The following is a 26576-nucleotide window of genomic DNA, read 5'->3' as shown; positions in this document are numbered from 1 at the left end:
TATCAAGTCACTAATCACGATCTTTTTCTTGACTGAGTGACTTGTCATACGCTAACACTGTGACAAATAAAATTATTTTTTATCGTTATTCAATAAAGTAAGCGTGCCATCGAGGTGCACATCGCGTTGCGGAAAAGCAACAACAATATTATTCTCTTCAAACAATTCCTCTAATCGAAATCGAATATTACTTCTAGTCACTCTTAAAGCCGTTTCTCCAGTTGAGTTTATCCAAAAATTTACATAAAACACTAATGAATTATCACCAAAGTCTTCAAAAACGACGACGGGCATTGGCTTGGTCAATACTTCTTTTTGTGCGAGTGTCGCTTCTAAAATAAGATCCGCTACTTTTCTAGCCCGAGTACCATAAGCAACCCCAACAGAAACACTTGTTCTCACTAAACTGTCTCGAAGCGTCCAATTCACTACCGTATTTTCAAGTAGTTTACTGTTAGGAATAAGCAGATGAACACCATCAACACGCCTAATACGCGTTGAACGGGTATTAATTTCTTCTACGACACCTTTGGCATTTTCAACTTCTAAAAAGTCACCAATTTTAATAGGTCGTTCCCACATTAAAATCCAACCACTGATAAAGTTATTAATGATGTTTTGTGCACCAAAACCAAAACCAATCGCGATTGCACCCGATAAAAAGGCAAAAGCGGTGATAGGCACATTAATCAAATCTAGGGTGGTAATCAACAATATAACTATCGCAATCACATAAAAAACACGCTGTAATAAGTGTATAATATTTGGATCAGTTTTTTTGGTCGTTAAACGCTTGGTTATAAACCTTACGCCCCACTTAGTGAGTAACAACCCCAGGTAAATAATTAGCGGAATTAACAGTAACCCGCCCAATGTTACCGGTTGATCAGCAATAGTAATAACCTTAGTAGATAAGATTTCTTTTATTTGTGTAAAATCCATAAAATCCCTTAATTTAACCGACTTTTTATTTTGATCCTAAAAAGACTTTTGATGGGTCACGAGAAAGCGTTTACCCAGTGCTTCTCTTCCTAACAGCATTAAATAACTCATATCAGAGCGGTCTGTCAAGGTTATTTAGATTGACCACTTTTCTTCGCCAAGTACGATGGGTGTTTCTATAACGTAGCGTTGCTCTGTAGTGCCATTTGACGATTTAACTTTACGCATATCACTAATAGGCGCCGTACATTTCTGCATGGTATCGACATTATGCATATCAGGGTGTAGATAAAACGTCACACTATGTACGCCATCAACAATTAATTTTTTAATATTATCAACGTGTAACGACGACGTTTTTGCACCGGTATCAACTCGCACTTGTAAGTCGTCAATAGCTAAGTCTGGCAAAGCTATTGATTCTAAACGGCCGATAACAACTTTATTCACTTTTTTCATACGGTTTCATAGCTGTCGTCATTTACAGGTAAAAGCTGCTCTTGTACATTTTCAATATGATCTGCAATTTCTTCATCGTCTTCACTGAAATAAGCGACATGAAACATGGCTTCACCTTCTTGAACTAAGGGTATGTTTTGCTTACCAATTAAAATGCCTGAGCGTGTTGCTTTAACCGAATCAAATATTGCACCGTATGGACTACCAATTTCGGCTAACACTTGACCTTTAGTGATCTGATCGCCCAAATTTACAATATTATGAACAATACCACTGGCATTTGCACGCACCCATTGACTGCCATTAGCAATAAACGGCATACGTTTTTTCTTCTTGGTGCGAACAACTTTTCTAGTCATACCTAAATGGTGTAATACATTTAAGATACCTTTCATACCTGCTCGAATTGAAAACTCATCAAAACGCAGCGCTTCACCCGCTTCATATAATAATATTTTCGTTTCGTTTTTAACGGCTGACTCTCTTAGCGAGCCATCAACTAAAGTAGAGTTCAACACAACCGGTACGCCAAACACTTCCGCCAAGGCTTTGGTATCAGGATCAGACATATCCGCCCTAATTTGCGGCAGGTTTGAGCGATGAATTGCCCCGGTATGTAAATCGATACCGTAATCACAATGCTTAACGATTTCATTAAGAAATATATGTGCAACGCGTCCCGCTAAAGAGCCTTTCGCAGAGCCGGGAAAACAACGGTTTAGATCACGACGGTCAGGCATATAGCGACTTTGATTGACCACGCCATAAACGTTAACCATAGGTACGGCAATAACCGTGCCTCGCGTTATTTTAAGTTTCTTTTCGTGGATCAAGCGTCGAATAATTTCAATACCATTTAATTCGTCGCCATGTACCGCCGCACTCAAAAAAATAGTGGGCCCGGTTTTTTTAGCGCGAATAATATGAACGGGCAAAGAAACGTCGGCATCGGTATATAACTTAGCAACTGGCAACTCTATTTTTCGCTGCTCTCCAGGTAAAATTTCGAACTCACCTATACGTAATATATCCATAAAATTCTCTTTAATTATCCTTTGCCACGTGTCTTAGTATCATGAGGTTTGGCATTTTTTTCTAAAAACTCAAACACCATACCTGCAACATTTTTGCCCGTCGCTTTTTCAATACCTTCAAGGCCAGGAGATGAATTAACTTCCATGACCATAGGACCATTTTGCGAACGCAGTAAATCGACACCACACATGTTCAAGCCCATAGCCTTTGCGGCTTTAACTGCTGTGTCACGCTCTTCTTTCGATAATTTAACCACAGTAGCAGAGCCGCCGCGATGTAAATTAGAACGAAACTCACCTTCAGCGCCTTGACGTTTCATCGCAGCAACAACTTTACCGCCAATCACTAAACAGCGAATATCTGCACCACCCGCTTCTTTAACAAATTCTTGTACTAAGATGTTCGCTTTTAAGCCCATGAACGCTTCAATGATGGCTTCGGCCGATTTAGCCGTATCGGCTAATACGACGCCTATGCCCTGCGTACCTTCGAGTAACTTAATAACCACTGGCGCGCCGCCAACATTTTTAATCAGATCTTTAGCATTATCTGGCTTGTTTGCAAAACCTGTTCTCGGTAGTCCCAGACCTTTGCGCGATAGCAACTGTAATGACCGTAATTTATCGCGTGAGCGGCTGATAGCGACGGACTCATTAATGTTGAAGGTACCCATCATTTCAAATTGTCTTGCCACCGCTGTGCCATAAAAAGTCACAGAGGCGCCAATACGAGGAATAATTGCATCATACTTTGGCAATTCTTTACCCTTGTAACGCACAGCTGAACGAGTACTCGTAATATCCATATAACAGTGTAGTGTATCGATAATATCAACTTCATGGCCCATAGCTTCGCCGGCTTCTTTTAAACGGCGCGTAGAGTAAAGGTTTTTGTTTCTAGATAAGATAGCAACTTTCATAATAAGTCCTGTAGTGCTCACCTTTATTTAAGGCTAAAGAGTGAGGTAATAAGTAATATCGAGTGTATAGTTAGCTCATTAAATAATAAAGCGTCATATATCGATACGTTTAATCAAATAAAATGATTAGAAGGCGATTTATATAATTATAAAGTCGTTATTATAGAATGTTTTACGTCAACAGTTGAAAAAAATAACGATTAAAATTTTTTAAGACAAGTCACTGAGCAATTTTTACTTGTTTAGACAAATTTATTGGCTCTACAACATTGGACTAAACTGTGATTTTTCCGGGTAAAATGGCTTAAATCAATAATGGCAGATTATTTTGTATAGGATTTTTAAAGTCGCAATACTGGCAGAGTTTAAGAAAAAATGAGGGGTAAGCTTGTTGAGAATAATTAATAGCTGTGTTTATTTATGTACGAATGAAGTGAAGTAAGTGAACTCAAATTATAAAAACCACTTATATTAAGTGGTCTAAATAATTTGAGTGACTTAGACAAGCTGATAATACAAAACGATTACTCGTCTTTAGGTAAAACCTTTATTGCTTTGTAATCGCCTTCTTTTAATTCGTCATTGATACAATTTAATAAATAAGTTTTCATGTCAGCTTCTGCTATTTCATCTTCAATAGCGTATTCTTTACATTGACTTAAAAGACTTGATACGTAGTCACTAGGTGCATCCATTAAAGCAGGTTCTGCTTCTTCACTGTGTGCTATGCCTGAAGTTAGGGCTAATAAAGCGATAGCTAAAATTGTTTTTTTCATAAATATTCTCTTTAAATTAAAATTACTTACATGTCCCAATAGTCACTTAATGAATTAAGTTGACGGTCAAGAAACCTTTTTTCATTTAAAATATCTAATCTTTCTTTAACCAGATATTTTTGTTTGGCGATATTGCTAATTTCTTTTTTGTTTGCAGAGACACTCGTTACTTCGAATCCAGTGATACCAGGATTGAAATTCAAATTGCTACCTATGCCAGTACTTTCGTATGTATCAATATTCATTTTTTGCCTTCAAAAAAATCATAATTAGATTCTGGTTGGATAATGTTCCACTATTTGAGAATTGAAAAGCAAAATATTTTCGTTTAACTAATCAATTTTTTTTGTTAAAAAAGGAAAATAGCTAACCCTTGATATATTGAGTGCGAGTATAGAAAGTTCAAAACGTGACGGGGAGAGAATAAAAAAGGCATAAACCTTTAAAAAACAAAAAGATAAATTTCAAGAAGATTATTTAAATCGATTATTCCTTAACAATAAAGTAATTCCCAGCGGCTTAAAAATTCAATTGACCTGCAATAAGCAGCAACATTATTCTTTTCAGCGCTGAGAATATCCACACTCTTTATCGCTAAAATAACGATAAAACGTTAATTAAGCTGATTTTTCTAAAGCAGTAATAATGTACCACAGCCAAGAAAGGCTATAAAACCAAATATATCTGTTACGGTTGTTAAAATAACAGCTCCAGATAATGCGGGATCGATGTTAAATTTATTTAATATCCAAGGTATCCATACCCCAGATAACGAAGCCACTAAAATATTACCTAAAATAGCGATACAAATAGTGACTGATAGCATAGGATTTTCAAACCAGTAAAAAGTAATGATGCCAATGACCGTCGCCCATAACATGCCATTAATTGCGCCAACTTTAAGCTCTTTTTTAACGATAGCCTGCCTATTAGCATCACTAATTTGCCCTAACGCTAAACCACGTATAATCAAGGTTAACGTTTGACTACCTGAAATACCGCCCATTGATGCAACCACAGGCATAAGCACGGCAAGTGCAACAACTTGTTGTAAGGTCGCTTCAAATAAACCAATAAACCAAGAAGCTAAAAATGCAGTCACTAGGTTAATACCCAGCCAAATCGCTCGGTTTTTACTACTTAACCAAACACTGGCAAATAAATCTTCTTCATCACTCAAACCAGCCGCTTGCATTAATTGATTATCTTTTTGCTGGTCTTTGTACCTATAAGCAGAGTGCAAATCTAAACGGCCGGTTAAATGGCCATTTTCATCAACGATAGGTAATGCTGATTTTCCAGAAAGGATCACTTCGTCAATTGATTCATCTATATCTTTACTGGCTTCTAACACTTGAACATCTTGATACTCCACACTGGCTAAGGGAGTATCACCATCTAAAAGCAACAATTTATTGATGGGGATTTCACCAAGTAATTGGGCATTATTATCAACAATATAAATAACTTCAGTTAACGGTAATAAATTTTTTGCACACACTTTCTTTGCGGCTGCCACTTTCAATTTTTGCGAAATTCTTTTTTCGTCAAAGCTTTGCCAACGTCCCACTTCATCTTCAGAATAATCTTGAGCCTTTTTTAAGTACTCTCTTTGTTTAGCTGTCATTTTTGTGACAGCATATTCAATAAAGCGATCGCTTAAATCTTCAGTAAGTTCTATTAAGCTGTTGGCATCTAATTTATCAAACAAAGGAAAACAGGCGTCGTCATCCATTGCATTTAATAACATCTGCCGAGATTCATTTTTCATCTCTAGAAAAATATTTTGTTGATAATCTGCGCTCAACAACACCCAAAGACTTAATCGAGGTTTGATAGGGAAAGCTTCTAAAAGAATTGCTACGTGCTCTGGCATGAGCGTATCTTCAATCTCAGCAGCTAATTCATTTAATTGAAGATCGTTGGCTAATAGTTCTTCGATTTTTTCAATATAAGTAGGGAGTAGTTCTAGGGACATTTAATTTCCTAATAAAGATTTCAACAAATTTTTTGAATCAAACTAAGTAAAATTTTGCGTTTTATTTTATGGGTTATTTAACTATAGAATCGCATTATTCTCTAATCATTAAACTAGAAAACTAATGAAAATGCCAAAATTACAACCTTTTGCTATAAAAACGCAAAAGTTTTCATTTTATTCCAAATTGTGGCGATTACTTTTTAAGAAGCGGCAATGGCAACTTATCGAAGATTGGCATTATAGCTTACCTAACAAAAGAATCGTTATAATTCCAAAAGGCTTTATTTTTGATGGTAGTTCGTATCCGGCAATAGTCTGGCTTTTCTTCTCGCCAACAGGGTTATTACTCATCCCAGTTATTTTGCATGACTTTTGTTTTGAGTATAATTATTTATGGGCTAAGCAGGATGATAAAATATTTAAATTTAAAGAAGGCTATGGTTTTTTAAAATGGTCAACACTGATCCGCAAAGTCGGTATAGAAAGAAACGAACTACTGCTAATTGATTATTTTATATGGATACTGTGTATGGCTTTTGGTTGGGTAAATTGGCTAACATTTCAGCGCAAAACTAAGCCTACGTTATTACCGGAGGACAAATAAGAAAATTTTAAAAGTCTCAACCTAGAATTTGTTAAGAAGAGGATAAACTTATTGGTAAGTTTATCCTTAAATCTACTGCATATTGATTGTTCTATCGACTAAAGGGCTGCTGCTTGAGTAAATATGCTGCCATTTAAACAATGAAACGACTTATGCCTAGTTATTTTTATGTATTTTTTCCACAACAGTTCAACTTTAGTTTGACCTTCAAGTTGTGATCCACACATGTTGACAAACTGTATTTCAACGTCATTTTCTGGCGAACAAATAGCTTTTTCTAACATCAGTAAACGTTTGCCTAGCTGTGTTAATAATTCTGCTTCGGCGATATTGAAATCTCCAGATTTTCTGAAACCACGTGGGAAATTTACATCATCGTAAAATTGTGTTGCAGCAATAAATCCATGTATTAAAGTCATTTGTGCCTCTATTGACAGGGTATAGGTTTTAGCGGATTATGCGGCTAACAAGCAAGGCTGTAAAACAAATAATAATTATCGTATCGATAAGAGATTGCAGTATGGATATTGAGTTAATTAAAACCTTCTTAGAAGTTAAGGATTGTCGTCACTTTGGTAAAGCGGCCGAAAACCTATATCTGACTCAAGCGGCGGTTAGTACCAGAGTTCGTCAGTTAGAGAAATACTTTAATGTGACCTTGTTTCAGCGCACCAGAAACAATATTCAATTAACACCCGCAGGAGAAAAGCTTGTCCCCTACGCGGAGCTTATGATCAATACTCTTCGAATGGCAAAACAAGATATTGCCATAAGCACTGAAAAAGTTGCGCACATTTATATTGCCGGCACACCTAATACTTGGGATGTTTATATACATGATGCCATTTCAAAGATATATATCAATGAACCACAGATCAGTTTAATCGCTGAAATATTATCGCGAGAGCAATTAACCAGACAACTACTTGAGCGCACTTTAGATGTTGCCATTCTATTTGATCCCCCAAAAGTAGAAGAGCTAAAGATTGAATCTTTGCATATGTTTAATTTAATCCCCGTGACAACTTTTAATAACAAAATAACAACCGCCGCAGACCTACAGCGTTATATTATGATTGATTGGGGAACAAGCTTTACTCACTGGCATGCTAAAGAATTTCCTGACATCTCAATTCCTGCAATTAGAACGAGTACAGCGCGTATTGCACTTGATTTAATGCTGCAATGTGGCGGGAGTGCCTATCTACCAGACATGCTAGCAAAACCTTTCATAGAACAAGGAAAGTTATTTGAAATCAAAACTTTACTTGTTTTCGAACGTGAATTATTTATTGCCTTTCATAAAGAAAATGAGAATGAAGAACGCATTATTGATATTAAAAATTTACTGAGAAAAGATCAGCCCGAAGCCCCCGCTATTATGAGCCCACAGTAAGATTAAAAACGGATACGCTTGCTAGCGAACCAGCACAGTCAATACAAAATGTTTTTAGTAAAAATCATTTATCGTTAACGTAAAAATATTTTACTTTTCTTGTTAGTAAAAAGCGTAGATTATGCTGTTTTTACTTGAGTATCCTTTGGTGATATAACAATGAATATCAATTCTAATTATGAGTTATCAGCTTCTGATGAAATAAGTTTTAACTATGATCTGTCTTCAAACGAAGGAGATGATAATAACAATGATGATGATAATGATAACGATAGTGACAATAACATTGCTGAATTTGAGTTACATACCTCACCTAGCGATGTAAAAAAATCAAGACACAGTAACAAACGTACTTATTTAGCCAAGAAAAAAATTGAACAACTGCAAGAAGAACGACAACTGAGAAGGTTCACTCAAGATTACTATGATGATTGGGATTAAGCGCATAATTAACGCTTAATTGATAAAATAATAGTAACGCGAATTAATGATGAATTAATTCGCGTTTAGTTCTTTAGCAAAAAAGATTACCCGCCACTAAATTGCCATTGAGTGAGTCAAACAAAACGTTGTTATCAACTAACTTCCATTAAAAAAGTGATTAAGTTTATTACTGAGTCATAGCTCTTCAATTTTCAGGTCTAAACTAGTCTAAAGTTAGAACTGGTGTTAAAATATCGAATAGCCCATTTAGGTTTCAATAGTGACACAATAAGGCTTGATAACATCAAAAACCACAAATCAAGAATAGACCTTGCAAGTCAACCGCTAGCACCTAGACCTCAAACAACTTAAGAGTACTAATAACCATGAATACAAAAATCTATAAGCGCGTATTTGCTTTGGCTGGAGAGTTAATGCTTGCTGCTCAGGAAAGAAATCAAATCAACTTTGACAATTGCTACAGTGAATTAAAACAACTCTGTGATGATAATGAAAGTACTGATAAAGACCATCCTGTACAGTGGGAAACACTGGCTGACTTTACCGATGATTTACCCTTAGCCATTTCAATTTACGAGAAAGCATTACTTAAAGCAGAAGAGATTAATTCAAAAGATTTTCGTTCATCAATTGGCTTCTCCGTTGCATCACTGCAAGTTGAATTAGGTGAAAAAGAAAATGCGATTGAAAACTTAGAAAAAGCAAAAATCAGCTGTAATAAAATTGTCGACAAAGAATTAAAAGCTGAAATTCATGATTTATTAGAAGCGTTAAAAAGTGAAGTATCGAGTCCTTACTAAATAACTCATAGCCCAACGAGTAACTTTATTTAACTTTGATCAATAATCAAGTTACACCTAAATTGATACAGTCGCCTGCTAGCGTAGACGACTGCAATGCCTAATTTATAAGCTATAGTAAGGTCGCTTTACCTTATGACTTCTGGTTCTTATTTGCTTTAGTTGGAAAGTTAATATCCGCCTGTTGCATTCAATGTATGCCTTTATCGACGCTGTTCGCCTAATATGAACTCAATATATCCCCGAAATAATTTTTCATACTGAGTATGACTTTATAAACGTTATGTAAAGCCAAAAAAATAATAACCAAACAAAGAGCATAAAGTATTGCCCAATGCTAAATAAAGTGGGGGAATAAACATAAATTCTCCTTTGATACTCAATATATATAGGTAATACTTAGCAAATATTCGCTTGCACACATCTGTGCTCCCCCTGAATGGATCTATTCACTAGAACGGAGTAATAAACAATCATGATTATCTTTTTTATCTGCATCACTCTATTAATATTGGGCTATAAATTTTATAGCCCTTTCATTGAAAAACAAGCGGGCATTGATGAAACAATCAAAACACCTCAAGTACGTTTTGAAGAAGGGGTTGATTATGTTGCCATCCATCCAGTTAAAGCCTTTCTTATTCAGTTTTTAAATATTGCCGGGGTAGGTCCTATTTTTGGTCCTATCCTTGGTGCTCTCTATGGACCGGTTGCACTTATTTGGATTGTACTTGGTAATATTTTAGGTGGCGCAGTACATGATTACTTTTCTGGGGTCATGAGTATTAAAGAAGATGGTAAAAGTTTGCCTGAAATTGCAGGTCACTATTACAACGTTTACTTTAAAGGGATAATGTTGATATTCACCACCATGCTACTGTTTTTTGTTGGCGTTGTCTTTATCATGAGTCCTGCCGGATTATTAAGTAATTTAAGTTATTTTGAAGGCACATTTTTAGCCGGTAATACCTTTTGGGTTTTAGTTATTTTAGGCTACTATTTACTGGCAACACTTTTACCGATAGATAAAATAATAACCAAACTCTACCCCCTTTTTGGTTTACTCATGATAGTGATGACCTCGCTTATCGCGATATCATTACTTATGAATGCGCCACACTTACCTGTCGCTGGTGATTTTTTGGGGTATTTTAACTCAGATCATTACAGTCATGACTTTTTAGAGCCTAATACTGACGGTCTCCCTGTCTGGCCGTTATTATTTATAACAATTACCTGTGGTGCAATTAGTGGTTTTCATTCGACACAAGCACCGATTATCGCGCGTTGTTTAACCAATGAAAAATATGTACGCCCAGTCTATTATGGCGCGATGATGTGCGAAGGCATTGTAGGTTGTGTTTGGGCCTTAGCCGGTATAGCAGCATTTCCTGAAGGTTACTCAGAACTTAAAGCATTGCTTGACCAAGGGGGGCCTGGCTTAGTGGTTAACCATATTGCAAACAGCTACCTTGGCGCACTCGGTGGCATTATGGCTATTATTGCCGTTGCGATATTCCCTATCACTTCTGGAGATACCGCTTTTCGGTCCTTGCGTCTAACCTTAGTGGATGCATTTAATATCCCACAAAGTTTACGCAACCGCCTCTTGTTAGCCGTGCCTATTTTAGTTATTGCTTATTTTATGACAAAATTAGATTTTTCAATAATATGGCGTTATTTTGCTTTTTCAAACATGCTACTTTCTACCAGCGTATTATGGCTGGCCACTAAATTTTTGTTTGACCGTGGCACTTTCCATTGGATCGTCAGTTTACCTGCCATTGTTGGTACTAGTGTTAGTGTCTCTTATATTATGACGGCAGGAATAGGCTTAAATTTACCCAGTGAATATGGCAAATTAATCGGGGCTGTGGTCGGTGTTATCTCACTTATCTTATTAATAGTGGCACACAATAAACGGGTAAATATTGCCTCAACAACAGCTTAATGTTTAAGGTGTTTAATGTTTAACATTAAGAAAAAAGCAGTGCTAATTAGCACTGCTTTTTTATTTGTATCAGCCCAATAAAACACTATTACTGTTAATTATTTAGGGTGAAAAATCAAAGAAAATCATTAGTCCCTAGGGAGCTCAATCAGACCTAGGCCAAATTGATAACTGATGATAATTAACGTATTCTAAGCAATAACAGCCAACATTAAGGCGTGCACTTATATTTTTATATTTCCCTAGCCTTTGAAACCTTGTCAGTAAAAATAAAATATTATTGTCGCGCAAAACGGCCATAATTATTATGCTGCCGCTAAAAGTATTGGGTATTAGTACCTTTATAGTAAAAAAACATTATTGTGTTAGTGACAATATGCCAAGGGAATTGCTAAATTTATGCAAAATTTTTTTAAAAAAGGACTCAATGTCGTTCGCTCAGTTGCCGACAAAGCCACAGGAGAGTTAGCGGCTAATTACTCCATTGTTAAAGAAAAAGTGAATGGTTTACCCGTCTTTATTTCCGCAGAGAAGTCAGATAAGTATGATGATATCGAGTATGACGAAAAACACTATTTTGTTATACCTTTCCAACTCTCAGAATATAAATTTGCCTTGCACACCATGCGGTGTCTCCCGAATGCTGTTCCAGAAATTAACAACCTACCCAAAAGGCGTGTTTTTCACTTCCCCAACCAGCATTCAGAAGAAATGCTTAAAAATTATATGCGCCAATCCGCAGAAGAGATGGTAAGAAATAAAAGCGCAAGTAATCCAAACAGTATTGAATCTTTGGCCGATCAAATTGACGCGCTAGATAAAAAGCTCACATATGGCATGCTATTAGTGGGTGGTTTAGCCGCGGTGGTAAATCCATTATTGGGCGTAGGTATTGCGGCAAAAGCATTGTTACCCAGTGTTGGCGGTATAATTAATAAGTACGGCTTGCGCCCTACGGGAGAGAAACTTTCCCAGCATCTGCTGAATAAATCAATAGAAGAAGCTGATGCTCATATTGCAAAAGAATTTGCTGATGCAAGTACACTGCAGGTTATTAATCCTATATTACAAGAGTTAGAGTTGACACTACGTACCACAGAATTGCAGCACGACCCAATAACTGACGCCAATTTAGCTGATGGCAGTATTCCTGAGCTTGATGGAGAAAGATGGCGAGAACTAACTGAGGTCGCTATTTGTCATGTTTACAAGGAGGTTTATCAAACGCCATCTCTGCACAAAAAAGCGAGCCTTGGGCCTAAAGACTTAAGATGGCTAAAAATAATGTTTGAAGTAAACAGTAAATAAAGCTTAATTGCATAAAGACTTCACTAGAAGCAATAAGCTATTGAACTTTTTGTATTTATAATAAAAATAAGTAACAACTGCCCTTTGCTAACCGTTTATTGTCAAATCAATGACACTTGGGGCCAGTTTTACTGACCCCCATTTCATAAAAGCAATGCAGATTTATACCTGCTAACGAGTCACTTATTGACCACTCAACCTTTTGCCAAAAGATATAGCATAAGCTGGTGAGCGCATTCTTAATACCGGATCATCACTTGGCGTAAAGCCTACTGACATCATATTAGGATCAAAATTAGTATTTTTACATGCATCGCTGCCACTGGTATTAACGGTCACTGTGCCTAGCGTTACTTGAGGACGTTCACTTGGCCACTGTTGTGATGGGTCAATATCACTGTCTTGTGCTTCACCTAAACTTGCCAGAATGTTAAAACTAACCGTCTCATCTTTAAGCTGTTGCGCAAAGGTATCCGCTAAAAACTCAGTAGGCATTTTAGCAGCCTCAGCTTTTTCTAATGTTTTCACCCCTAAATTAGGCTCGATGGTCCAGCGAAATTTAGTTTTCTGTTGATTAGGTTGGTCAAAGTAAAAAGTGTGCAGACCAAAGAACTCAGTGTTGGCAAATGAAGCGGCTGTTTTAGCCGTTTTATTCCACATAGCATTAGCTTGAACACTCGGATGTTGTTGAATATATGCCATGGTTTTAGCGGGATCAGTTTTACCATTTTCGTCAGGAAGTAAGGTTGATAGAAAACCATGAAAAACTTCTGGGTTTTTACCGGCAAACACCGGAAAGTTATTACCAGTAAAAGTGTGGAAAGAGCCATCAGGTAACTTTATTTGCATGCCCATGCCGCGTGTGCCAGCCGCTTTTTCATCACTATTGGGATTTGAACCACCAACGGAAAAGCGAATAGATACCGGTAGTTCGCCGTTCGATAACAAAGCAGCCCCCGTAAAATGTTGATTAGGTGTTGGTATAAAAGTACCCGATGCACACAAACCTTTAGCATGTGCTTTTCTATAGCCAGGATGTTTCCCGCCCAATTTTTCAAATATTTCAACAAAATCATTAGCGACAACTTCTTTATCAGTGGCTGCAGCGTTCGATGTTGCTGTAGCAGTAGCGATGAGAAAAAAAGCACTAATACTAGAGGTGATGAGATTATGTTTCATTGGTTTCCTTAGAGTGGTTATTTCAATAGTTCAAATGACGAAAAATGTCATCGATAAGATCTAGAGTATTATCTACAAGCATAGCAAAGGACCTTAATAGTGTAATAAATATTTCACGACCAACGAGCATAAGACTAAAAAAATTTGTTGTCAGAGTTACGGTGAAAATAATGATGACTTAATGACACAAAACATTCTTATTCAACTTCAAATCTTTCATCAATAAAAAAGCTGGGTTTACAACCTACCCACCGGTCGGTTAGAATGAATTATCATTAATAGTTAATTAAGTCCTGAATATGAGAGACGCAGAGCTAACTCGTCAAAAGATACTAGAAATAAGTGCGGATGAAATTCATAAAAAGGGTTTCATCGCAACAAGCTTATCTTGTATTTTGGTGCGCTGTGAAGTTTCAAAAGGTGCATTGTATCATCATTTTAAAAATAAAATGGAGCTGGGCTACGCTGTTTTTGAAGAAATTTATACACCCATGTTTTTAGAATTATGGCAGCCAGCAGTAGAGGTAGATGATCCTATTGAAGGTTTATGCGACTTTTTTACCGCTATGTATACTAACTCATCTTGTGACGAGATTGTTTGTGGTTGTCCTTTAAATAACCTTTGCCAAGAGATGTCTGGCGTAGATGAAGGCTTTCGCTTACGTATTCTAAACATGCAGCAACAACTCAACCAACTTATCGCCATTAACTTACAACGTGTCGCTAACCAGCTTCGTGACGACATTGATTTTAGCCAAGTTGCCTATTTTATTGTTTCAACTTTTCATGGTTCTTCTAGTTTAAGTAAAAGTTCTAAAAACAAAGACCTCTTTGAAAAAGTCATCAAAGAACTGTGTAACTATATTAGAAACCTTAGAAGTCATTAACGCCACTCTTTTCATTTATCTCCTTGGCTTTTTACAGCCGATATAGCAAATAGTAATAAAAGATATCAATTAAGTATTTACATACCGCATGGTCGGTATGTAAAATACCCTTAATGAATTAACAATGACTCAGCACTTAATGCGCTCTCTCAAATACGGACAAAAACATGAAACACTTAATGGCAATATTTACTCTCTTATTCATGACTTCATTGGCAAGCTTTTCCAGCAATGCCTACAGCATTGAAAACTCTCCATACACGGTAATTGCTGAAACAGGTGAACGATTGTTTTCTCGTATTGCTAAAGATCAAGAGTCACTGAAAAAATTCCCTGAACTGATGCGTGATATTGTTGAAGAAGAGCTAATGCCATCAATAGATTACAAATACGCCGCATTCAAGGTTTTAGGTAGAAATTTGAGAACGATGACTCCAGAACAGCGTGAAAAATTTGTTGTTTCTATGCGTAGTTACTTAGTAAGAACTTACGCAATAGCGTTAAAACAATATAAACAACAAGACGTTGTATTTGAGTCTCATAAATCAACAAATGGCGCAAGAATTGTTGGCGTTAATTCAGTTATTCGTAATGCCAATGCGCCTGAAATTAACATTACTTTTCAAATGCGCCAAGACAGACAAACAAGTCAATGGAAAGCTTATGATATGATCATCGAGGGTATCTCTTTACTCAGTAGCAAAGAAGCTGAAATAAGCCAACGGATCCAAAAGAGTGGCATTGACCAAGTGACCTTAGAGTTAGCTTCTTTTAATCAATAAGTTCTCTAATTCCGTTATCAAGCTATGCTAAAATATTTTTAATATTATCAATGCATCAGTAAGTATTAGCATAAATGACGGTTATTAATTTTTATCTTACGCGCCACGGCGAAACACAGTGGAATAAAATAGGGAAGTTTCAAGGACAGTTAGATAGCCCTTTAACCGATAAAGGCTATCGACAAGCTGATGGAATTGCTAGGCAACTAGTTGATCACAAGATAGACCTTATTGTAAGCTCAACATTGCCAAGAGCAAAAAGTACCGCTGAAATTTGTCAGGTGACCGTAGATTGTCCACTTAACTTTGCGCCGGCCTTAATCGAGCGAGACTTTGGCCTCTGGCAAGGAAAAGTTATTGACGAAGTAAAATTAGAAAAAAACTTCCACGCTATTTTTCATCAAGTAAACGGTTCCGCACCGCCGAGTGGAGAATCGGGTATTGACTGCGCACTTCGCTTTCAACAAGCATTAATTGAGATTGCTAATACTGGTGATGATGATCAAAAAACTCCACAAGATAAAACGACCACCAAGCCGAACGACATAACGATTAAGAGTATTCTTGTGGTTAGTCACGGCGATATATTACGCTGTTTTTTATCTTTGTTTGTTGAAAGTTTTTCTGATAAACAAGCAATTAACAGTCAACAAAAAGCCTTTGATAATGGCTGCATTTTTCAGCTTGCCTACCAGTGTAAAACTAAAATATTTACCCTTATAGCGACACACGACATCACTAAACCTTCAGCGGTGATAATGCGGTGATGATAAGCTCAGTGATCATGGTGATGGCATACCTGCTAGATCGTTGGCTCGGCGAAGTAAAACGATTTCATCCTTTAGTGGGCTTTGGTTGGTTAAGCACCGCAATAGAGCATACCTTTAATTTTCAGCATGTGACACCGAAAACAACCTCATTATTGTTGCCTCGATTATTGGGGGTTTTATCTTGGCTTATCTTATGTTTACCTTTACCTATTATTTATTATTACTTTCACCAAAACCAGCTACTTTTTTGGTGCTTAGATGCCTTAGTCCTTTATTTTGCTATCGGTTTAAAAAGTCTGAAATTACATGCTTTACAAATTTTTAATCCCCTTAATAAAAATGACTTAGCCACCGCACGATATTTTTGTGGTTACTTAGTTAGCCGAAATACAGCAGACCTATCCGAACAAGAAATTTCACGTGCAACCGTTGAGTCTGTCCTAGAAAATGGTCATGACGCAGCTGTTGCTAGCTTTTTTTGGTTTATTATTGGTGGTATTCCGCTGGTGATTTTACATCGACTCGCCAATACATTAGATGCAATGTGGGGCTATAAAAATCAACGTTTTATTCATTTTGGTTGGTGTGCTGCCCGCATGGACGACTTACTCGGTTGGCCAAGTGCAAAAATTACCGCATTACTTTATGCTTGCCAAACAAATTTTTCTTGCTCAAAAATGATCAGTGCGCTAAATAATGGTTATCGACAAGGCCAGCATTATAAAAGCCTAAATGGCGGTTGGGTAATGGCTACGGGCGCCAGCGTTCTAAACTTTACGCTAGGTGGAACAGCAACTTATCATGGCAAGACAGTAACGTCGACACCATTAGGTTGTGGTAATAGCGTTGTTAAAAATGATATTTTTCGTAGTATAAATCTGGTCAATAAAGCGGTTATTATTTTGATGTTTACTTATTTTTGCTATCAGCTCCTGCATTACTTTTATAGTGTAAATTTGTGATGGACAATCAAGCTGATGGAAGTTCGCCCCTGTTAGTACACGGTGGTCAGCTCAATGAAGTTGCCCAACGCTATCAAATTCCCTTGGAAAAATGGCTAGACTTGTCGACAGGTATCAGCCCAATTAATTACCCGATCCCCGCTATTCCTGAAAATATCTGGCAACAGTTACCGCAGCCAAACCAAGCAATGCTATCTGCGGCTAAAAATTATTATGGTACACAGAATATTAGCGTAACGAGCGGTAGCCAAGCGGTTATTGCCCGTTTACCTGCGCTCTATCTTAATCATATCAATCAGCCAGCAAACGGGATAGAGGTATGGTTACCGGAAGTGGGCTATAAAGAGCATGAACGAGCATGGCATGATGCTGGTTTTACCATAAAAAATTATCAGCATTTACCCACTTGCGAAGTGCTATCTCGCTACGCGATTGTTGTGGTGATTAACCCTAATAATCCAACCGGTGAATTACAGCAACAGCAAACATTAACCACACTGTTAACGACTCTGGAATCATTATCGGGTTGGCTAATTGTTGATGAAGCTTTTATGGATGTCATAACACCTAGTCAATCGCTGATCCACTTAACAGCCAACAAACATCTTTTTGTGTTACGTTCAATCGGTAAATTTTTTGGCTTAGCGGGAATTAGAATCGGCTTTGTAAGTGCGCATCCTTCTTGGATAAATAAACTACAGCAGTTATCTTCACCTTGGGAAGTTAATGGCCCGGCTCAATTTATTACTGAGCAAGCCTTAAAGAATAAAGTATGGCAAGTAGCGCAACAACAGCAGTTAATCGCCTTATCAATAAGGTTAGAAGCGTTATTGGCAAAAACTTTTTTACCTAACCAAGATAAAAGCAATGACCCAAGCATCACCATCAGTGGGTGTGGTTTATTTAAAACTCTCGTTCATCCCCAAGCAACAGAACTTTATCAAAAATTCTGTTGCCAAGGACTCTACGTGCGTTTGTGCGATGAAAAAAACGCTCTGCGTTTTGGCATACCTGATCAAGAGCAATACCAGATATTAGCAAAATTATTGGCTGAGCATAGCCATAGCTGAAGCGAGCTTTTCAGCTAACTCACCCTTTTTTAACTGTCCTTTGTCGACATCAAAATTATCATAAAAACTAGGAATAGATAAATGGGCTTTTACCTCGCCATCAAAAAAGGGTGCCGACCCTACAGCGGCGGCAAGAACAGTTGCTGCTCCACCGGGTCCTGGTGACGTTGCTAATAGAACCAAAGGCTTATGCTGGTAGACTTTTTGTAGCGTTCGAGAGCTCCAGTCAAATAAGTTTTTATAGGCGGCCGTATAAGAACCATTATGCTCAGCAAAACCAATGACCAAAGCATCTGCAGTGGCTATTTTATCAAGAAAGTCTTGTGCTAACTGCGGTTTACCGAGTTCAGCTTCTCTATCAGCACTATATAAAGGCATTTCATAATCGTTAATATCAAGTACTTCAACTTGTGTATTTTCAACGAGACTAGCGGCATAGCTCACTAACTGTTTATTAATGGATTGACGACTACTACTGGCAGCAAAAGCGATAATTTTCATATAAACTCCAAAGGTAAGAAAAGGTAACAATAGGTATTTCAGTGAAGATAGTGTAATTTGTTTCCTATACAAGATTAATAACTTACTTACAGATACATTATTTCCATATGAAAGCTAATACATTATTTTCTTTTTCACAAAGTCAAAGTAACTTACTTGATGGTATAGCTGTTTTTGTCCAAGTTGTGCAAAGCAAAAGTTTTGTCAATGCCGCTGAAAAAATGCAGCACTCTACGTCTTATATCAGCAAGGAGGTTAGTAAGCTAGAAACCCGTTTAGGCGTCCGCTTGCTGCACCGCACGACCCGAACTTTAAGTTTAACATCGGAAGGCGAAGTCTATTATCAACAATGCCAACAGATCATTGAAGATGCTTTGCACGTTGAAAATAGCCTTTCTGGACGTCAGCAAATACCGCAAGGTCGATTAAAGTTAAGCTGTCCTATTGGTATAGGTGTTTCTCGTATTAGGCCTATCCTCGCTGAATTTATGGCTAAGTATCCGAAAGTAACCTTAGACATCGACTTAAACGATCATAAAGTTGATTTGATTGCTGATGGCTTTGATATTGTAATAAGAGCCGCTATGCAACTTGAAGACTCAAGCTTAATTAGCCGACGTTTTATGAACTCAACCAGCTTAACACTCGCTTCTCCCGAGTACTTAACACAATATGGTCGACCTAAACATCCCGATGAATTGGTCGATCATCACATGATCAGTTACCGTAACTTAAAAACACCTGAAACTTGGCAGTACCGCAGCCAGAATGGCCAAGTAACACAAACACATGTAACCAGTCGAGTATCATGTAATAACTCAGAAATGATGATTTCGTTATGCTTAGCAGGACAAGGTATTATTCGTATGCCGTTATTTAATTTACGTGAAGAAGTGGCAACAGGGAAATTAGTGCCCTTGTTTGAAGACTTTATGCCAATAAACATTGGTGTTTACTTGGTTTATCCCAGTAGAAAAAATATGCCAGCTAAAGTGAAATGCTTTATCGACTTTATTGTCGATAAGTTAGGCGATAGTTAACCACAACTATGCTAAATTATTATCCTGAGTAAACATGCCGTTAACTAATGCCAGTTGAGCGAAGTAATAGCTAGTCATGATCCAAACACTCGCATAAGGTATTTGATGATAAAACTGATTAAGCCCAATGAGTGAATCAGAAAGAATAAAGCTGAGCCCACCGATAATTAGCCAAATATTAGCTTTTTGTGAAAGTAAGGTAGTGATCCCCATTAATAGCAATATGGTCATATAAACCAATACCGGGATAAATAAATCGCCTAAGCCAGCATATATGATCAAAAACACGCCAACGCCATAAATACAATAGAGCCCAATAACGGGTAAACGTTTACTGACAATAGGCATGGCTACTAAAGGTTTTAAGCTAAATATGTAAAAAAGATGAGCCACTAAGAAAGCCGCTAAACCGAGTACAAACCAATTAACTCGGTCATAATCTAAAAAGAAATCGCCAAAAATAGAGAAAACCAAGCCAAGCATAAATAACTTATGAGCGCGTTCTTTAGTACCTCTACTGTTTTGCCATGAAAAATGCAATAGCACTAATATCGGCAAAATTTTTACTAACCAGCTCAGCGGATAAGGCTTAAAAAAAAGACCCACCATAAAACTACAGGCAGTAAGCAAAAATAAAAGTAAATGGGATCGGGTCATTGCTGTCATCTTCTTTGCTATAAACCTTTGTTATAAACCTTCGCTAAAAAACACTATCTACTGAAAAACAGAAATAAGTCATCATTCAGTTCGAGATAATATCGCTAAACTACTGGTCGCTATTTATTAGCACCGACAACAAAGGGAGTATACCCTACCCCCCTTTGTCAGCTATTCGGCTTTTAAATGGCTTAAACCCTCTCAATAATTAAGGCTATGCCTTGGCCGACACCTATGCACATAGTACACAGTGCATAACGCTTGTTGGTACGTTGTAGTTGTCGAGCCGCAGACGTTATTAAACGCGCACCACTCATGCCCAAAGGATGCCCCAAGGCAATAGCGCCACCTTGTGGGTTAATACGCGGGTCGTCATCTTGTAAACCTAATTCGCGAATACAAGCTAAAGCTTGTACTGCAAAAGCTTCGTTAAGTTCAATAAGGTCGATATCTTCAAGCGATAAGTTTAAACGTTTTAATAGTTTTTGTGTTGCCGGTACTGGGCCAATCCCCATAATACGTGGCGGTACACCAGTGACAGCCATACCTAGCACTTTAGCTATCGGGGTTAAGTTGTTTTTTTGTACCGATTGACTTGACGCCAATAAGATTGCGGCAGCGCCATCATTAATCCCTGAGGCATTACCCGCGGTAATACTGCCTTTGGCATGAACAAAAGGTTTGAGTGCTAACATTTTTTCTAAGCTTGTTAGGCGAAGATGCTCATCTTGAGAGAAAATAATCGGCTCTTCTTTACCTTTTATAACACTGACAGGCATTATTTCTTCGGCAAAAAATCCAGCTTGTTGGGCACTCGCCGCTTTTTGCTGGCTAGCAAAAGCAAACTTGTCTTGGTCTGCTCGACTAATGTTAAACTCTTCGGCAAGGTTTTCTGCTGTTTGTGGCATACTTTCAGTACCATAAGCGCTATCGAGTGCTTTGTTAACAAAGCGCCAGCCCATAGTCGTATCAAACATTTCTTGAGTACGCGAAAAATTACTTTCCGCTTTGCCGATCACAAAAGGCGCACGAGTCATGCTTTCAACACCACCAGCAATAATCATTTCAGCTTCACCTGACTTAATCGCTTGCATAGCAATGCCGACAGCATTCAACCCTGAGCCACATAAACGGTTTAGCGTTGTTGCGGGTACTTGGTAAGGTAAACCGGCTAATAACGTTGCCATACGAGCAATATTACGGTTGTCTTCCCCTGCTTGGTTAGCACAACCTAAAATAACATCGTCTACTTGGCTAAAATCTAGAGTTGGATTTCGTGCCATTAATGCTTTTAAGGGTAAGGCGGCTAGGTCATCAGCCCTTATAGTCGCTAGCGAGCCGCCATAACGGCCAATGGGTGTTCTAATCGCATCGCAAATAAAGACTTCATTTTGTCCGCTATTTTCAGTTTTTGTTGAAAAGGCACTCATCTATATATTCTCTTTTGAGTTTATCGGTGCTGCGATCTAACTGACCTCAGCATAATCTTAAGCGCCATGATAAGCACTTTTTAATCTAACTATTTTTTATTTACTGGTAAAAGCACAAGAAATAGCTGACAACGCCAAGTCTGTTCTCCTTCTTTTTACTGAGAATAACGATTTATTGATAAAATCACCGAATAGATTGAAGATATCAAGTTAACCTTGATTGACCCACAATAACCTTGTGACAGACGTTTTACTCGAGCTGATTCAGTTAAAAACTACCAAACTTCATTGCTATCTGACAAGACTATTATCTAACAGAACAACCATCAACTCACTGCGCAAAAGGTTGACTTATTGCTCAGCAACCTTGAATTTATATGGCGAAATGACAAGCTATGCCCTTTATCAATCGAGCACCCTGTGATGCACTCGATAAATTAAAAGTGGTTATGGTCGATGAATCAATAAGGTTTAGCCACCTGCGAGTATTAAACTATTGAATCTGCTTGGCAATCAGTCTGTACTGGCATTGGTGCTTCAATACTCCCTGATTGGCAAGAAGTCTTAGAAACTGAAGCGATCGTATAAATACCGTTAGAAAATAATAAATTAATAAAAGAAATTTTTCGCTCTGCTCGAGTGAGTTAAATTTACTTTATCGCTTAAATAAAGTCTAAACAGATATCGGTACAGCCTTTGCCACAATAAACACCCGGAGTACTTTTATCTTCAGGGACAATTAAACGCAGTATACTGCCGCAAGTTTCACATTTCATTTGACGGCCCGCCATCACTTTTTTAATCAATGCTTTTTGATCGTTAAAGGACTTTGCACTGCTTTTTTTTAATAGGTCAAACTGAGTTATATCAAGCATAAAGCTGCCTTATTAATGCTAAATAGCCTTCAGCATCTGGGTAATAGTCAATGAAAATCATCAACCGATATTGACGTTCTCAATGGTTCTGCACTTTTATTAATATAAGAGCGCTAAGTTAAACAGCCGCGCAATAAAACCCGTCATATTGACCACCTAACGGCTCAGCGCTTGAAATCAATAAATTTTGGTAAGAACTAATATTTTCATAACTGGCGCCAACAAAAGGATAAGCGGTAATTTCCCAAGGAAAATCATCATTGCCTTCATAAGGACAAAAAGAGAGTTTTTGGTTGTTTTCTAAAAGTAACTGACCAAATTTCAAAGCGGCTTCTTCGTTAGGAAATATCACTGAAAATTCAATTTCACGGGCTTGGTTTAAATCATCACCATCAATCATCATTTGCCATAAGGCATCACCAACATTGTCTTGTGGAAATAGGGCTAAATCACGGTTCATTATTTTTCATCTTATCTTTGTAGGCATTAATTCGCCATTTTATCTGATGAAAAACATAATACCAATTCAGTTAGCGATTATTTTTGGTAAACTAGCGATATAACTTACCAACGAATCACTCACCTTGAATATAGCCTTGCATAAATTTGAGCTTCATATCGATGTTAATACAGAAAATAGCAGCATTATTGGCGAACTTAACCAAGCATGCTCATTAAGTAATGCTCAATTAAAACAGGCTATTCAACGAGGTGCGTTATGGTTAACCCGTGGTAAAAGCACACAGCGTTTGCGACGCATCAAAAAGCCATTACAAGTAACCGATACCCTCCACTTTTATTATGACGAACAAGTATTAAGCCAACAGCCTAATGAAGCGTTATTAATTAATGACGATGTTGATTATAGCGTGTGGTATAAGCCTTACGGTATGTTATCTCAAGGTTCAAAGTGGAGTGATCACTGCACGATTGCCCGTTGGGCTCAAACACATTTAACCCCTGAGCGCCCCGCATTTATTGTTCACCGTTTAGATAGAGCAGCCACCGGATTAATTCTAATAGCCCATAGTAAAAAAGCAGCGCGCGCATTAAGTGCGATGTTTGAAAAGCATGATTTAGAGAAAATTTATCATATTATTATTCACGGCGATCATCGTTTACGACCACAACCTGAGACATTAACCTGTGATGTCGATGGTAAAAGCGCCAGCAGCCATTTTAGTCATCTTGCTTATAATGAAAAAAATAACACCTCGTTGGTACAAGTTATTATTGATACGGGGAGAAAACACCAAATAAGAAGTCATGCTGCAAGTATTAATATGCCGGTGGTTGGCGATAGATTACACGGGGAAGTTGGCGACGCCAGCATTGAAAAAACGATTAACTTACAGCTGTGCGCGGTGGCACTTAATTTTATTTGCCCACTAACCGCAGAACAGCGGTCGTTTAAAGTGCCTGAACATTTAATGCCCTCATTAAATGTTCTTGGCTAAGTGTTTTTTATGAACAGTAATTAAAATCACTATCATTAAGCATAGCTAATTTATCACCAACAATTTCAGCCGCTTCAAGTTTGGCTAACAGGTCAAAACCGATTTGACGTTGCTCTAGTGTCAACGCTAAATAAGGTAATCTAAAGTTAGCTTGAACGGCACCTGTCATCATTAACGTGGTGTTTATGGCAATAGGGTTAGGCTCACAAAACAACCATTTCATCAGACTTTGTAAACGTTCATTTAGTTCGTTATCTTCACTGTCCATTAATGTTCTCATTAGGCCAGGAACCAGATTCGAGGTTACAGAAATAACACCGTGAGAGCCAAATTGGTGGCGACCAACATAACATTCATCATCATTACCTGACCAACAAGCAATACCTTGCTTTTCATAATAAGCAATACGGTCATTACCGCCACATTCTTTCACACCAATAAAGTTTTTATGCTTTGACAAAGGTTCGATCAAATCAGGCGTAAGGTCTTGGCCCGTTCTTCCTGGTACGTTATAAATAAACGCAGGACCAATATCTAAGACTTTGTTAAAATGCGCGGCAACACCCGCCATTGAGGTTCGCCCGTAATAAGGATTAATTTGCAATGCTGCGTCCATCCCCATGGCAAAACCATTCTGTGTGGCTTTAATCGCCTCACGGGTATTATTACTACCGGTATTACCAACAATAATAAGTTTGTCACTATACTGATGAACGGTATGAGCGATTAACATTAAATGCTCTTCCCAACTTAATAAGTGTCCTTCACCTGTAGTACCACCGACAACAATACCGTCAACACCCGCCGCTATTTGCTTTGCAACCAGCTTGTCATAAGTAACAAGGTCAATTTCACCCTGTGCGTTGTAAGGGGTTTTTATCGCAGTAATTAAACTTGCTGCCTTTATATTTTTCATTTTTTCTCAACTACATATTAGGTAAAAGGGTAATTTTTCTTATTTTTGAAGAATAACTGAATTTAACAATGACCGATTTTATCAACAACTCGGCGTAGGATAAACACTTCATTACTAACAATGTGCTGATATTTGAAAATTTGACTGTCTAAGGCTAAAACTTTATAAGCCTGATAGTTATTTTCATCATTTAAATCGGCTCGATAATGCTCACTGTCAACAACTTCTTCTTGTGTGATAGTAAAGTGAATATCTCCCACTAATCCCCAATCGCCTAACTCAATAATTTGGCTAACAATTTCGCCCTGAGACGTTTGTTCAACAAATGAAAACTCAAAACTACCATCAAGGCAAAGCTCAGCATACTCAACAAGTTGGTGACCGACGTCGTTCATTTCCATACGATACCAACGGCCGGCTAATAATGCTCGGTTATATTGTTCACTCACTTAAAACACGCCTTATAACTCTGTCAGATATAAATACTATTGTGCATTATTTTCACCGACAACCAAATAAAAAAAACCACAACATTGATTGTTGTGGTTAAATAAAGCGCTTGACGTTTTATGAAAAATTAGTTTTTTAAGACCTTAATACTACCATTGACACTTTCTAAATTAATCGTAATATCGCCGCTACCAACCGTCCCAGATAAGTGACGACCACTAAACATTTTTTTATCACTTGAAAGCCCAAATGCCGTGTCAATACTACCGTGCATGGTTTCGGCATTAATAGTGGCATTGAGCTCACCAAGCATATAAAGTTTAATACTGCCGTTGACCGTTGTTAGTTCTACGCTGTCGATGTTGTTGCCAACTTGCTGGTAGGTTGCATTAATACTGCCATTGACTGAATTTAATTCAAGGTTTGCAGCTAAGCCTTGCACACTAATAGTACCGTTGACTGTATTCGCTTTTATGTCACCTTGTACTTTATCAATCACCAATGAACCATTTACTAATTCAATATCGGTTAATGCCGCGCCAAACGGAACCATAACAATATAATCAACTTTGCCAGAGCTATTATTATGCCCCCAAGATGATTTTTTTTGGTATGTAGTTTCAACACTAACCCCCCTAGAACTTTCAGAAAACTCAAGGTTTATACGGTCTCTATCAGTTTGATTTTCCGTGGTCACTATTGCTGTTATTCTAATTTCATCGTTACTCCAACCTTGAATATCAACATCACCATTTATATTAGCTAAACGTAAACTTGTTTGTTCACCAACAACAAATGATTTTTCAATGGTATCTTTAACCTCTGCATATACGCTGCTAATACTCGCAAGTGATAAAATTGTGACTAAAGTAAGTTGTCTCTTAAATGACTGTTTCATGAAATTTCCTTAGGGTTTATTAACTATTTTAATGGCTATAATGGTTAAGTACACAATGGCATTGAAAAGGTTTAAATTTTATTTTAC

At 37.6% G+C, this 26576-nt stretch carries 30 protein-coding genes; 13 read left to right on the top strand and 17 right to left on the bottom strand.

Annotation, left to right across the window (positions count from 1 at the left end; genetic code table 11):
- Nucleotides 1-72: 72 nt before the first annotated feature.
- From H4J67_RS16430 to H4J67_RS16400, 7 genes are all read right to left on the bottom strand, one after another.
- The gene (locus tag H4J67_RS16430; protein WP_182170826.1) at nucleotides 73-942 is read right to left on the bottom strand and encodes a mechanosensitive ion channel family protein; all 870 of its coding nucleotides are present in this window, start codon (nucleotides 940-942) and stop codon (nucleotides 73-75) included.
- Between the two features lie 135 nt (nucleotides 943-1077).
- Complete coding sequence (locus H4J67_RS16425; RefSeq protein ID WP_310650619.1) at nucleotides 1078-1401, bottom strand: RimK/LysX family protein; 324 nt, start codon at nucleotides 1399-1401, stop codon at nucleotides 1078-1080.
- Complete coding sequence (locus tag H4J67_RS16420; RefSeq protein WP_182170823.1) at nucleotides 1398-2435, bottom strand: succinylglutamate desuccinylase/aspartoacylase family protein; 1038 nt, start codon at nucleotides 2433-2435, stop codon at nucleotides 1398-1400. The genes H4J67_RS16425 and H4J67_RS16420 overlap by 4 nt, the downstream gene beginning before the upstream one ends.
- Before the next feature lie 14 nt (nucleotides 2436-2449).
- Nucleotides 2450-3355 (bottom strand): 30S ribosomal protein S6--L-glutamate ligase, encoded by a 906-nt coding sequence (gene rimK / locus H4J67_RS16415; RefSeq protein WP_070374431.1) that lies wholly within the window; start codon nucleotides 3353-3355, stop codon nucleotides 2450-2452.
- Between the two features lie 524 nt (nucleotides 3356-3879).
- Nucleotides 3880-4131: a hypothetical protein gene (locus tag H4J67_RS16410; RefSeq protein ID WP_070374432.1), complete on the bottom strand. Its 252-nt coding sequence runs from the start codon at nucleotides 4129-4131 to the stop codon at nucleotides 3880-3882.
- 26 nt (nucleotides 4132-4157) lie between these two features.
- Complete coding sequence (locus tag H4J67_RS16405; protein WP_070374433.1) at nucleotides 4158-4376, bottom strand: hypothetical protein; 219 nt, start codon at nucleotides 4374-4376, stop codon at nucleotides 4158-4160.
- Nucleotides 4377-4762: 386 nt separating this feature from the next.
- Nucleotides 4763-6109 (bottom strand): magnesium transporter, encoded by a 1347-nt coding sequence (locus H4J67_RS16400; RefSeq protein WP_182170820.1) that lies wholly within the window; start codon nucleotides 6107-6109, stop codon nucleotides 4763-4765.
- A gap of 130 nt (nucleotides 6110-6239) precedes the next feature.
- Here H4J67_RS16400 and H4J67_RS16395 point away from each other — a divergent pair, with 130 nt between their 5' ends.
- A complete protein-coding gene (locus H4J67_RS16395) occupies nucleotides 6240-6716 on the top strand; it encodes a DUF1353 domain-containing protein (RefSeq protein WP_220471670.1) in 477 nt (158 codons plus the stop codon).
- 98 nt (nucleotides 6717-6814) lie between these two features.
- Here H4J67_RS16395 and maoP read toward each other — a convergent pair whose 3' ends face one another.
- On the bottom strand, nucleotides 6815-7135 hold the full coding sequence (gene maoP / locus H4J67_RS16390; protein ID WP_182170814.1) for a DUF413 domain-containing protein: 321 nt from the start codon (nucleotides 7133-7135) through the stop codon (nucleotides 6815-6817).
- Between the two features lie 101 nt (nucleotides 7136-7236).
- On the opposite strand from maoP, the gene H4J67_RS16385 reads away from it, so the two are divergent.
- The 5 genes from H4J67_RS16385 (at nucleotide 7237) to H4J67_RS20815 (ending at nucleotide 12615) form a co-directional block, all read left to right on the top strand.
- Nucleotides 7237-8112, top strand: coding sequence for a LysR family transcriptional regulator (locus H4J67_RS16385; RefSeq protein ID WP_182170812.1), 876 nt, complete (start codon nucleotides 7237-7239; stop codon nucleotides 8110-8112).
- Between the two features lie 159 nt (nucleotides 8113-8271).
- Nucleotides 8272-8553 (top strand): hypothetical protein, encoded by a 282-nt coding sequence (locus H4J67_RS16380; protein ID WP_182170809.1) that lies wholly within the window; start codon nucleotides 8272-8274, stop codon nucleotides 8551-8553.
- A gap of 368 nt (nucleotides 8554-8921) precedes the next feature.
- Nucleotides 8922-9356 (top strand): tetratricopeptide repeat protein, encoded by a 435-nt coding sequence (locus H4J67_RS16375; protein WP_182170806.1) that lies wholly within the window; start codon nucleotides 8922-8924, stop codon nucleotides 9354-9356.
- A 475-nt stretch (nucleotides 9357-9831) separates the two neighbouring features.
- Nucleotides 9832-11307 (top strand): carbon starvation protein A, encoded by a 1476-nt coding sequence (locus H4J67_RS16370; protein ID WP_182170803.1) that lies wholly within the window; start codon nucleotides 9832-9834, stop codon nucleotides 11305-11307.
- A 399-nt stretch (nucleotides 11308-11706) separates the two neighbouring features.
- Nucleotides 11707-12615 carry a hypothetical protein gene (locus H4J67_RS20815; RefSeq protein WP_259368646.1) on the top strand — a complete coding sequence of 303 codons (909 nt, stop codon included), beginning with the start codon at nucleotides 11707-11709 and terminating at the stop codon, nucleotides 12613-12615.
- 183 nt (nucleotides 12616-12798) lie between these two features.
- Here H4J67_RS20815 and H4J67_RS16360 read toward each other — a convergent pair whose 3' ends face one another.
- On the bottom strand, nucleotides 12799-13794 hold the full coding sequence (locus H4J67_RS16360) for a catalase family peroxidase (RefSeq protein WP_182170800.1): 996 nt from the start codon (nucleotides 13792-13794) through the stop codon (nucleotides 12799-12801).
- Between the two features lie 299 nt (nucleotides 13795-14093).
- On the opposite strand from H4J67_RS16360, the gene H4J67_RS16355 reads away from it, so the two are divergent.
- The 5 genes from H4J67_RS16355 (at nucleotide 14094) to cobD (ending at nucleotide 18265) form a co-directional block, all read left to right on the top strand.
- Nucleotides 14094-14681, top strand: coding sequence for a TetR/AcrR family transcriptional regulator (locus H4J67_RS16355; protein ID WP_070374442.1), 588 nt, complete (start codon nucleotides 14094-14096; stop codon nucleotides 14679-14681).
- 167 nt (nucleotides 14682-14848) lie between these two features.
- Nucleotides 14849-15463: a phospholipid-binding protein MlaC gene (locus tag H4J67_RS16350; protein ID WP_182170797.1), complete on the top strand. Its 615-nt coding sequence runs from the start codon at nucleotides 14849-14851 to the stop codon at nucleotides 15461-15463.
- A 74-nt stretch (nucleotides 15464-15537) separates the two neighbouring features.
- Nucleotides 15538-16230, top strand: coding sequence for a histidine phosphatase family protein (locus tag H4J67_RS16345; protein WP_182170794.1), 693 nt, complete (start codon nucleotides 15538-15540; stop codon nucleotides 16228-16230).
- Complete coding sequence (locus tag H4J67_RS16340; protein WP_182170878.1) at nucleotides 16230-17195, top strand: CobD/CbiB family cobalamin biosynthesis protein; 966 nt, start codon at nucleotides 16230-16232, stop codon at nucleotides 17193-17195. Before H4J67_RS16345 ends, H4J67_RS16340 begins: the two co-directional genes overlap by 1 nt.
- Nucleotides 17195-18265 (top strand): threonine-phosphate decarboxylase CobD, encoded by a 1071-nt coding sequence (gene cobD / locus H4J67_RS16335; RefSeq protein WP_182204381.1) that lies wholly within the window; start codon nucleotides 17195-17197, stop codon nucleotides 18263-18265. The genes H4J67_RS16340 and cobD overlap by 1 nt, the downstream gene beginning before the upstream one ends.
- Here the strand turns inward: cobD and H4J67_RS16330 are convergent.
- Entirely contained in the window at nucleotides 18239-18766 is a 528-nt protein-coding gene (locus H4J67_RS16330) for an NADPH-dependent FMN reductase (protein WP_182170788.1), read from the bottom strand. The genes cobD and H4J67_RS16330 overlap by 27 nt on opposite strands.
- A 107-nt stretch (nucleotides 18767-18873) precedes the next feature.
- Between H4J67_RS16330 and H4J67_RS16325 the strand changes: the two genes are divergently transcribed.
- Complete coding sequence (locus H4J67_RS16325) at nucleotides 18874-19806, top strand: LysR family transcriptional regulator (RefSeq protein WP_182204379.1); 933 nt, start codon at nucleotides 18874-18876, stop codon at nucleotides 19804-19806.
- 6 nt (nucleotides 19807-19812) lie between these two features.
- Here H4J67_RS16325 and H4J67_RS16320 read toward each other — a convergent pair whose 3' ends face one another.
- The 4 genes from H4J67_RS16320 to H4J67_RS16305 form a co-directional block, all read right to left on the bottom strand.
- Nucleotides 19813-20472: a lysoplasmalogenase gene (locus H4J67_RS16320; protein WP_182204377.1), complete on the bottom strand. Its 660-nt coding sequence runs from the start codon at nucleotides 20470-20472 to the stop codon at nucleotides 19813-19815.
- 182 nt (nucleotides 20473-20654) lie between these two features.
- The gene (gene pcaF, locus H4J67_RS16315) at nucleotides 20655-21893 is read right to left on the bottom strand and encodes a 3-oxoadipyl-CoA thiolase (RefSeq protein WP_182204376.1); all 1239 of its coding nucleotides are present in this window, start codon (nucleotides 21891-21893) and stop codon (nucleotides 20655-20657) included.
- Nucleotides 21894-22555: 662 nt separating this feature from the next.
- Entirely contained in the window at nucleotides 22556-22768 is a 213-nt protein-coding gene (locus tag H4J67_RS16310) for a hypothetical protein (protein WP_182170777.1), read from the bottom strand.
- A gap of 118 nt (nucleotides 22769-22886) precedes the next feature.
- Nucleotides 22887-23228, bottom strand: coding sequence for a ribonuclease E inhibitor RraB (locus tag H4J67_RS16305; RefSeq protein WP_070374451.1), 342 nt, complete (start codon nucleotides 23226-23228; stop codon nucleotides 22887-22889).
- A gap of 124 nt (nucleotides 23229-23352) precedes the next feature.
- On the opposite strand from H4J67_RS16305, the gene H4J67_RS16300 reads away from it, so the two are divergent.
- Nucleotides 23353-24225: an RluA family pseudouridine synthase gene (locus tag H4J67_RS16300; RefSeq protein ID WP_220463196.1), complete on the top strand. Its 873-nt coding sequence runs from the start codon at nucleotides 23353-23355 to the stop codon at nucleotides 24223-24225.
- A gap of 7 nt (nucleotides 24226-24232) precedes the next feature.
- Here the strand turns inward: H4J67_RS16300 and dapA are convergent, their stop codons facing one another.
- The 3 genes from dapA to H4J67_RS16285 all read right to left on the bottom strand — a co-directional run bounded on the left by dapA (nucleotide 24233) and on the right by H4J67_RS16285 (nucleotide 26489).
- A complete protein-coding gene (gene dapA / locus H4J67_RS16295) occupies nucleotides 24233-25141 on the bottom strand; it encodes a 4-hydroxy-tetrahydrodipicolinate synthase (protein WP_182170775.1) in 909 nt (302 codons plus the stop codon).
- Between the two features lie 62 nt (nucleotides 25142-25203).
- Nucleotides 25204-25590: a hypothetical protein gene (locus H4J67_RS16290; protein ID WP_182170773.1), complete on the bottom strand. Its 387-nt coding sequence runs from the start codon at nucleotides 25588-25590 to the stop codon at nucleotides 25204-25206.
- A 128-nt stretch (nucleotides 25591-25718) separates the two neighbouring features.
- Nucleotides 25719-26489, bottom strand: coding sequence for a hypothetical protein (locus H4J67_RS16285; RefSeq protein ID WP_182170771.1), 771 nt, complete (start codon nucleotides 26487-26489; stop codon nucleotides 25719-25721).
- Between the last annotated feature and the right edge of the window lie 87 nt (nucleotides 26490-26576).

Source organism: Colwellia sp. BRX10-4, from assembly GCF_014077465.1.
GTDB lineage: Bacteria > Pseudomonadota > Gammaproteobacteria > Enterobacterales > Alteromonadaceae > Colwellia_A.
This window is presented reverse-complemented; position numbering and strand designations above follow the sequence as displayed.

Bases quoted from the DNA above. Each gene is read 5' to 3' on its own strand.
- H4J67_RS16400 (WP_182170820.1), bottom strand. From the start codon at position 6,109: ATGTCCCTAGAACTACTCCCTACTTATATTGAAAAAATCGAAGAACTA.
- H4J67_RS16375 (WP_182170806.1), top strand. From the start codon at position 8,922: ATGAATACAAAAATCTATAAGCGCGTATTTGCTTTGGCTGGAGAGTTA.
- H4J67_RS16425 (WP_310650619.1), bottom strand. From the start codon at position 1,401: ATGAAAAAAGTGAATAAAGTTGTTATCGGCCGTTTAGAATCAATAGCT.
- H4J67_RS20815 (WP_259368646.1), top strand. From the start codon at position 11,707: ATGCAAAATTTTTTTAAAAAAGGACTCAATGTCGTTCGCTCAGTTGCC.
- H4J67_RS16395 (WP_220471670.1), top strand. From the start codon at position 6,240: ATGCCAAAATTACAACCTTTTGCTATAAAAACGCAAAAGTTTTCATTT.
- H4J67_RS16350 (WP_182170797.1), top strand. From the start codon at position 14,849: ATGAAACACTTAATGGCAATATTTACTCTCTTATTCATGACTTCATTG.
- cobD (WP_182204381.1), top strand. From the start codon at position 17,195: ATGGACAATCAAGCTGATGGAAGTTCGCCCCTGTTAGTACACGGTGGT.
- H4J67_RS16310 (WP_182170777.1), bottom strand. From the start codon at position 22,768: ATGCTTGATATAACTCAGTTTGACCTATTAAAAAAAAGCAGTGCAAAG.
- H4J67_RS16410 (WP_070374432.1), bottom strand. From the start codon at position 4,131: ATGAAAAAAACAATTTTAGCTATCGCTTTATTAGCCCTAACTTCAGGC.
- H4J67_RS16385 (WP_182170812.1), top strand. From the start codon at position 7,237: ATGGATATTGAGTTAATTAAAACCTTCTTAGAAGTTAAGGATTGTCGT.
- H4J67_RS16345 (WP_182170794.1), top strand. From the start codon at position 15,538: ATGACGGTTATTAATTTTTATCTTACGCGCCACGGCGAAACACAGTGG.
- H4J67_RS16340 (WP_182170878.1), top strand. From the start codon at position 16,230: ATGATAAGCTCAGTGATCATGGTGATGGCATACCTGCTAGATCGTTGG.
- H4J67_RS16430 (WP_182170826.1), bottom strand. From the start codon at position 942: ATGGATTTTACACAAATAAAAGAAATCTTATCTACTAAGGTTATTACT.
- pcaF (WP_182204376.1), bottom strand. From the start codon at position 21,893: ATGAGTGCCTTTTCAACAAAAACTGAAAATAGCGGACAAAATGAAGTC.
- dapA (WP_182170775.1), bottom strand. From the start codon at position 25,141: ATGAAAAATATAAAGGCAGCAAGTTTAATTACTGCGATAAAAACCCCT.
- H4J67_RS16305 (WP_070374451.1), bottom strand. From the start codon at position 23,228: ATGAACCGTGATTTAGCCCTATTTCCACAAGACAATGTTGGTGATGCC.
- H4J67_RS16320 (WP_182204377.1), bottom strand. From the start codon at position 20,472: ATGACAGCAATGACCCGATCCCATTTACTTTTATTTTTGCTTACTGCC.
- H4J67_RS16370 (WP_182170803.1), top strand. From the start codon at position 9,832: ATGATTATCTTTTTTATCTGCATCACTCTATTAATATTGGGCTATAAA.
- H4J67_RS16355 (WP_070374442.1), top strand. From the start codon at position 14,094: ATGAGAGACGCAGAGCTAACTCGTCAAAAGATACTAGAAATAAGTGCG.
- H4J67_RS16325 (WP_182204379.1), top strand. From the start codon at position 18,874: ATGAAAGCTAATACATTATTTTCTTTTTCACAAAGTCAAAGTAACTTA.
- H4J67_RS16380 (WP_182170809.1), top strand. From the start codon at position 8,272: ATGAATATCAATTCTAATTATGAGTTATCAGCTTCTGATGAAATAAGT.
- H4J67_RS16405 (WP_070374433.1), bottom strand. From the start codon at position 4,376: ATGAATATTGATACATACGAAAGTACTGGCATAGGTAGCAATTTGAAT.
- H4J67_RS16330 (WP_182170788.1), bottom strand. From the start codon at position 18,766: ATGAAAATTATCGCTTTTGCTGCCAGTAGTAGTCGTCAATCCATTAAT.
- H4J67_RS16360 (WP_182170800.1), bottom strand. From the start codon at position 13,794: ATGAAACATAATCTCATCACCTCTAGTATTAGTGCTTTTTTTCTCATC.
- H4J67_RS16420 (WP_182170823.1), bottom strand. From the start codon at position 2,435: ATGGATATATTACGTATAGGTGAGTTCGAAATTTTACCTGGAGAGCAG.
- H4J67_RS16285 (WP_182170771.1), bottom strand. From the start codon at position 26,489: ATGAAACAGTCATTTAAGAGACAACTTACTTTAGTCACAATTTTATCA.
- maoP (WP_182170814.1), bottom strand. From the start codon at position 7,135: ATGACTTTAATACATGGATTTATTGCTGCAACACAATTTTACGATGAT.
- rimK (WP_070374431.1), bottom strand. From the start codon at position 3,355: ATGAAAGTTGCTATCTTATCTAGAAACAAAAACCTTTACTCTACGCGC.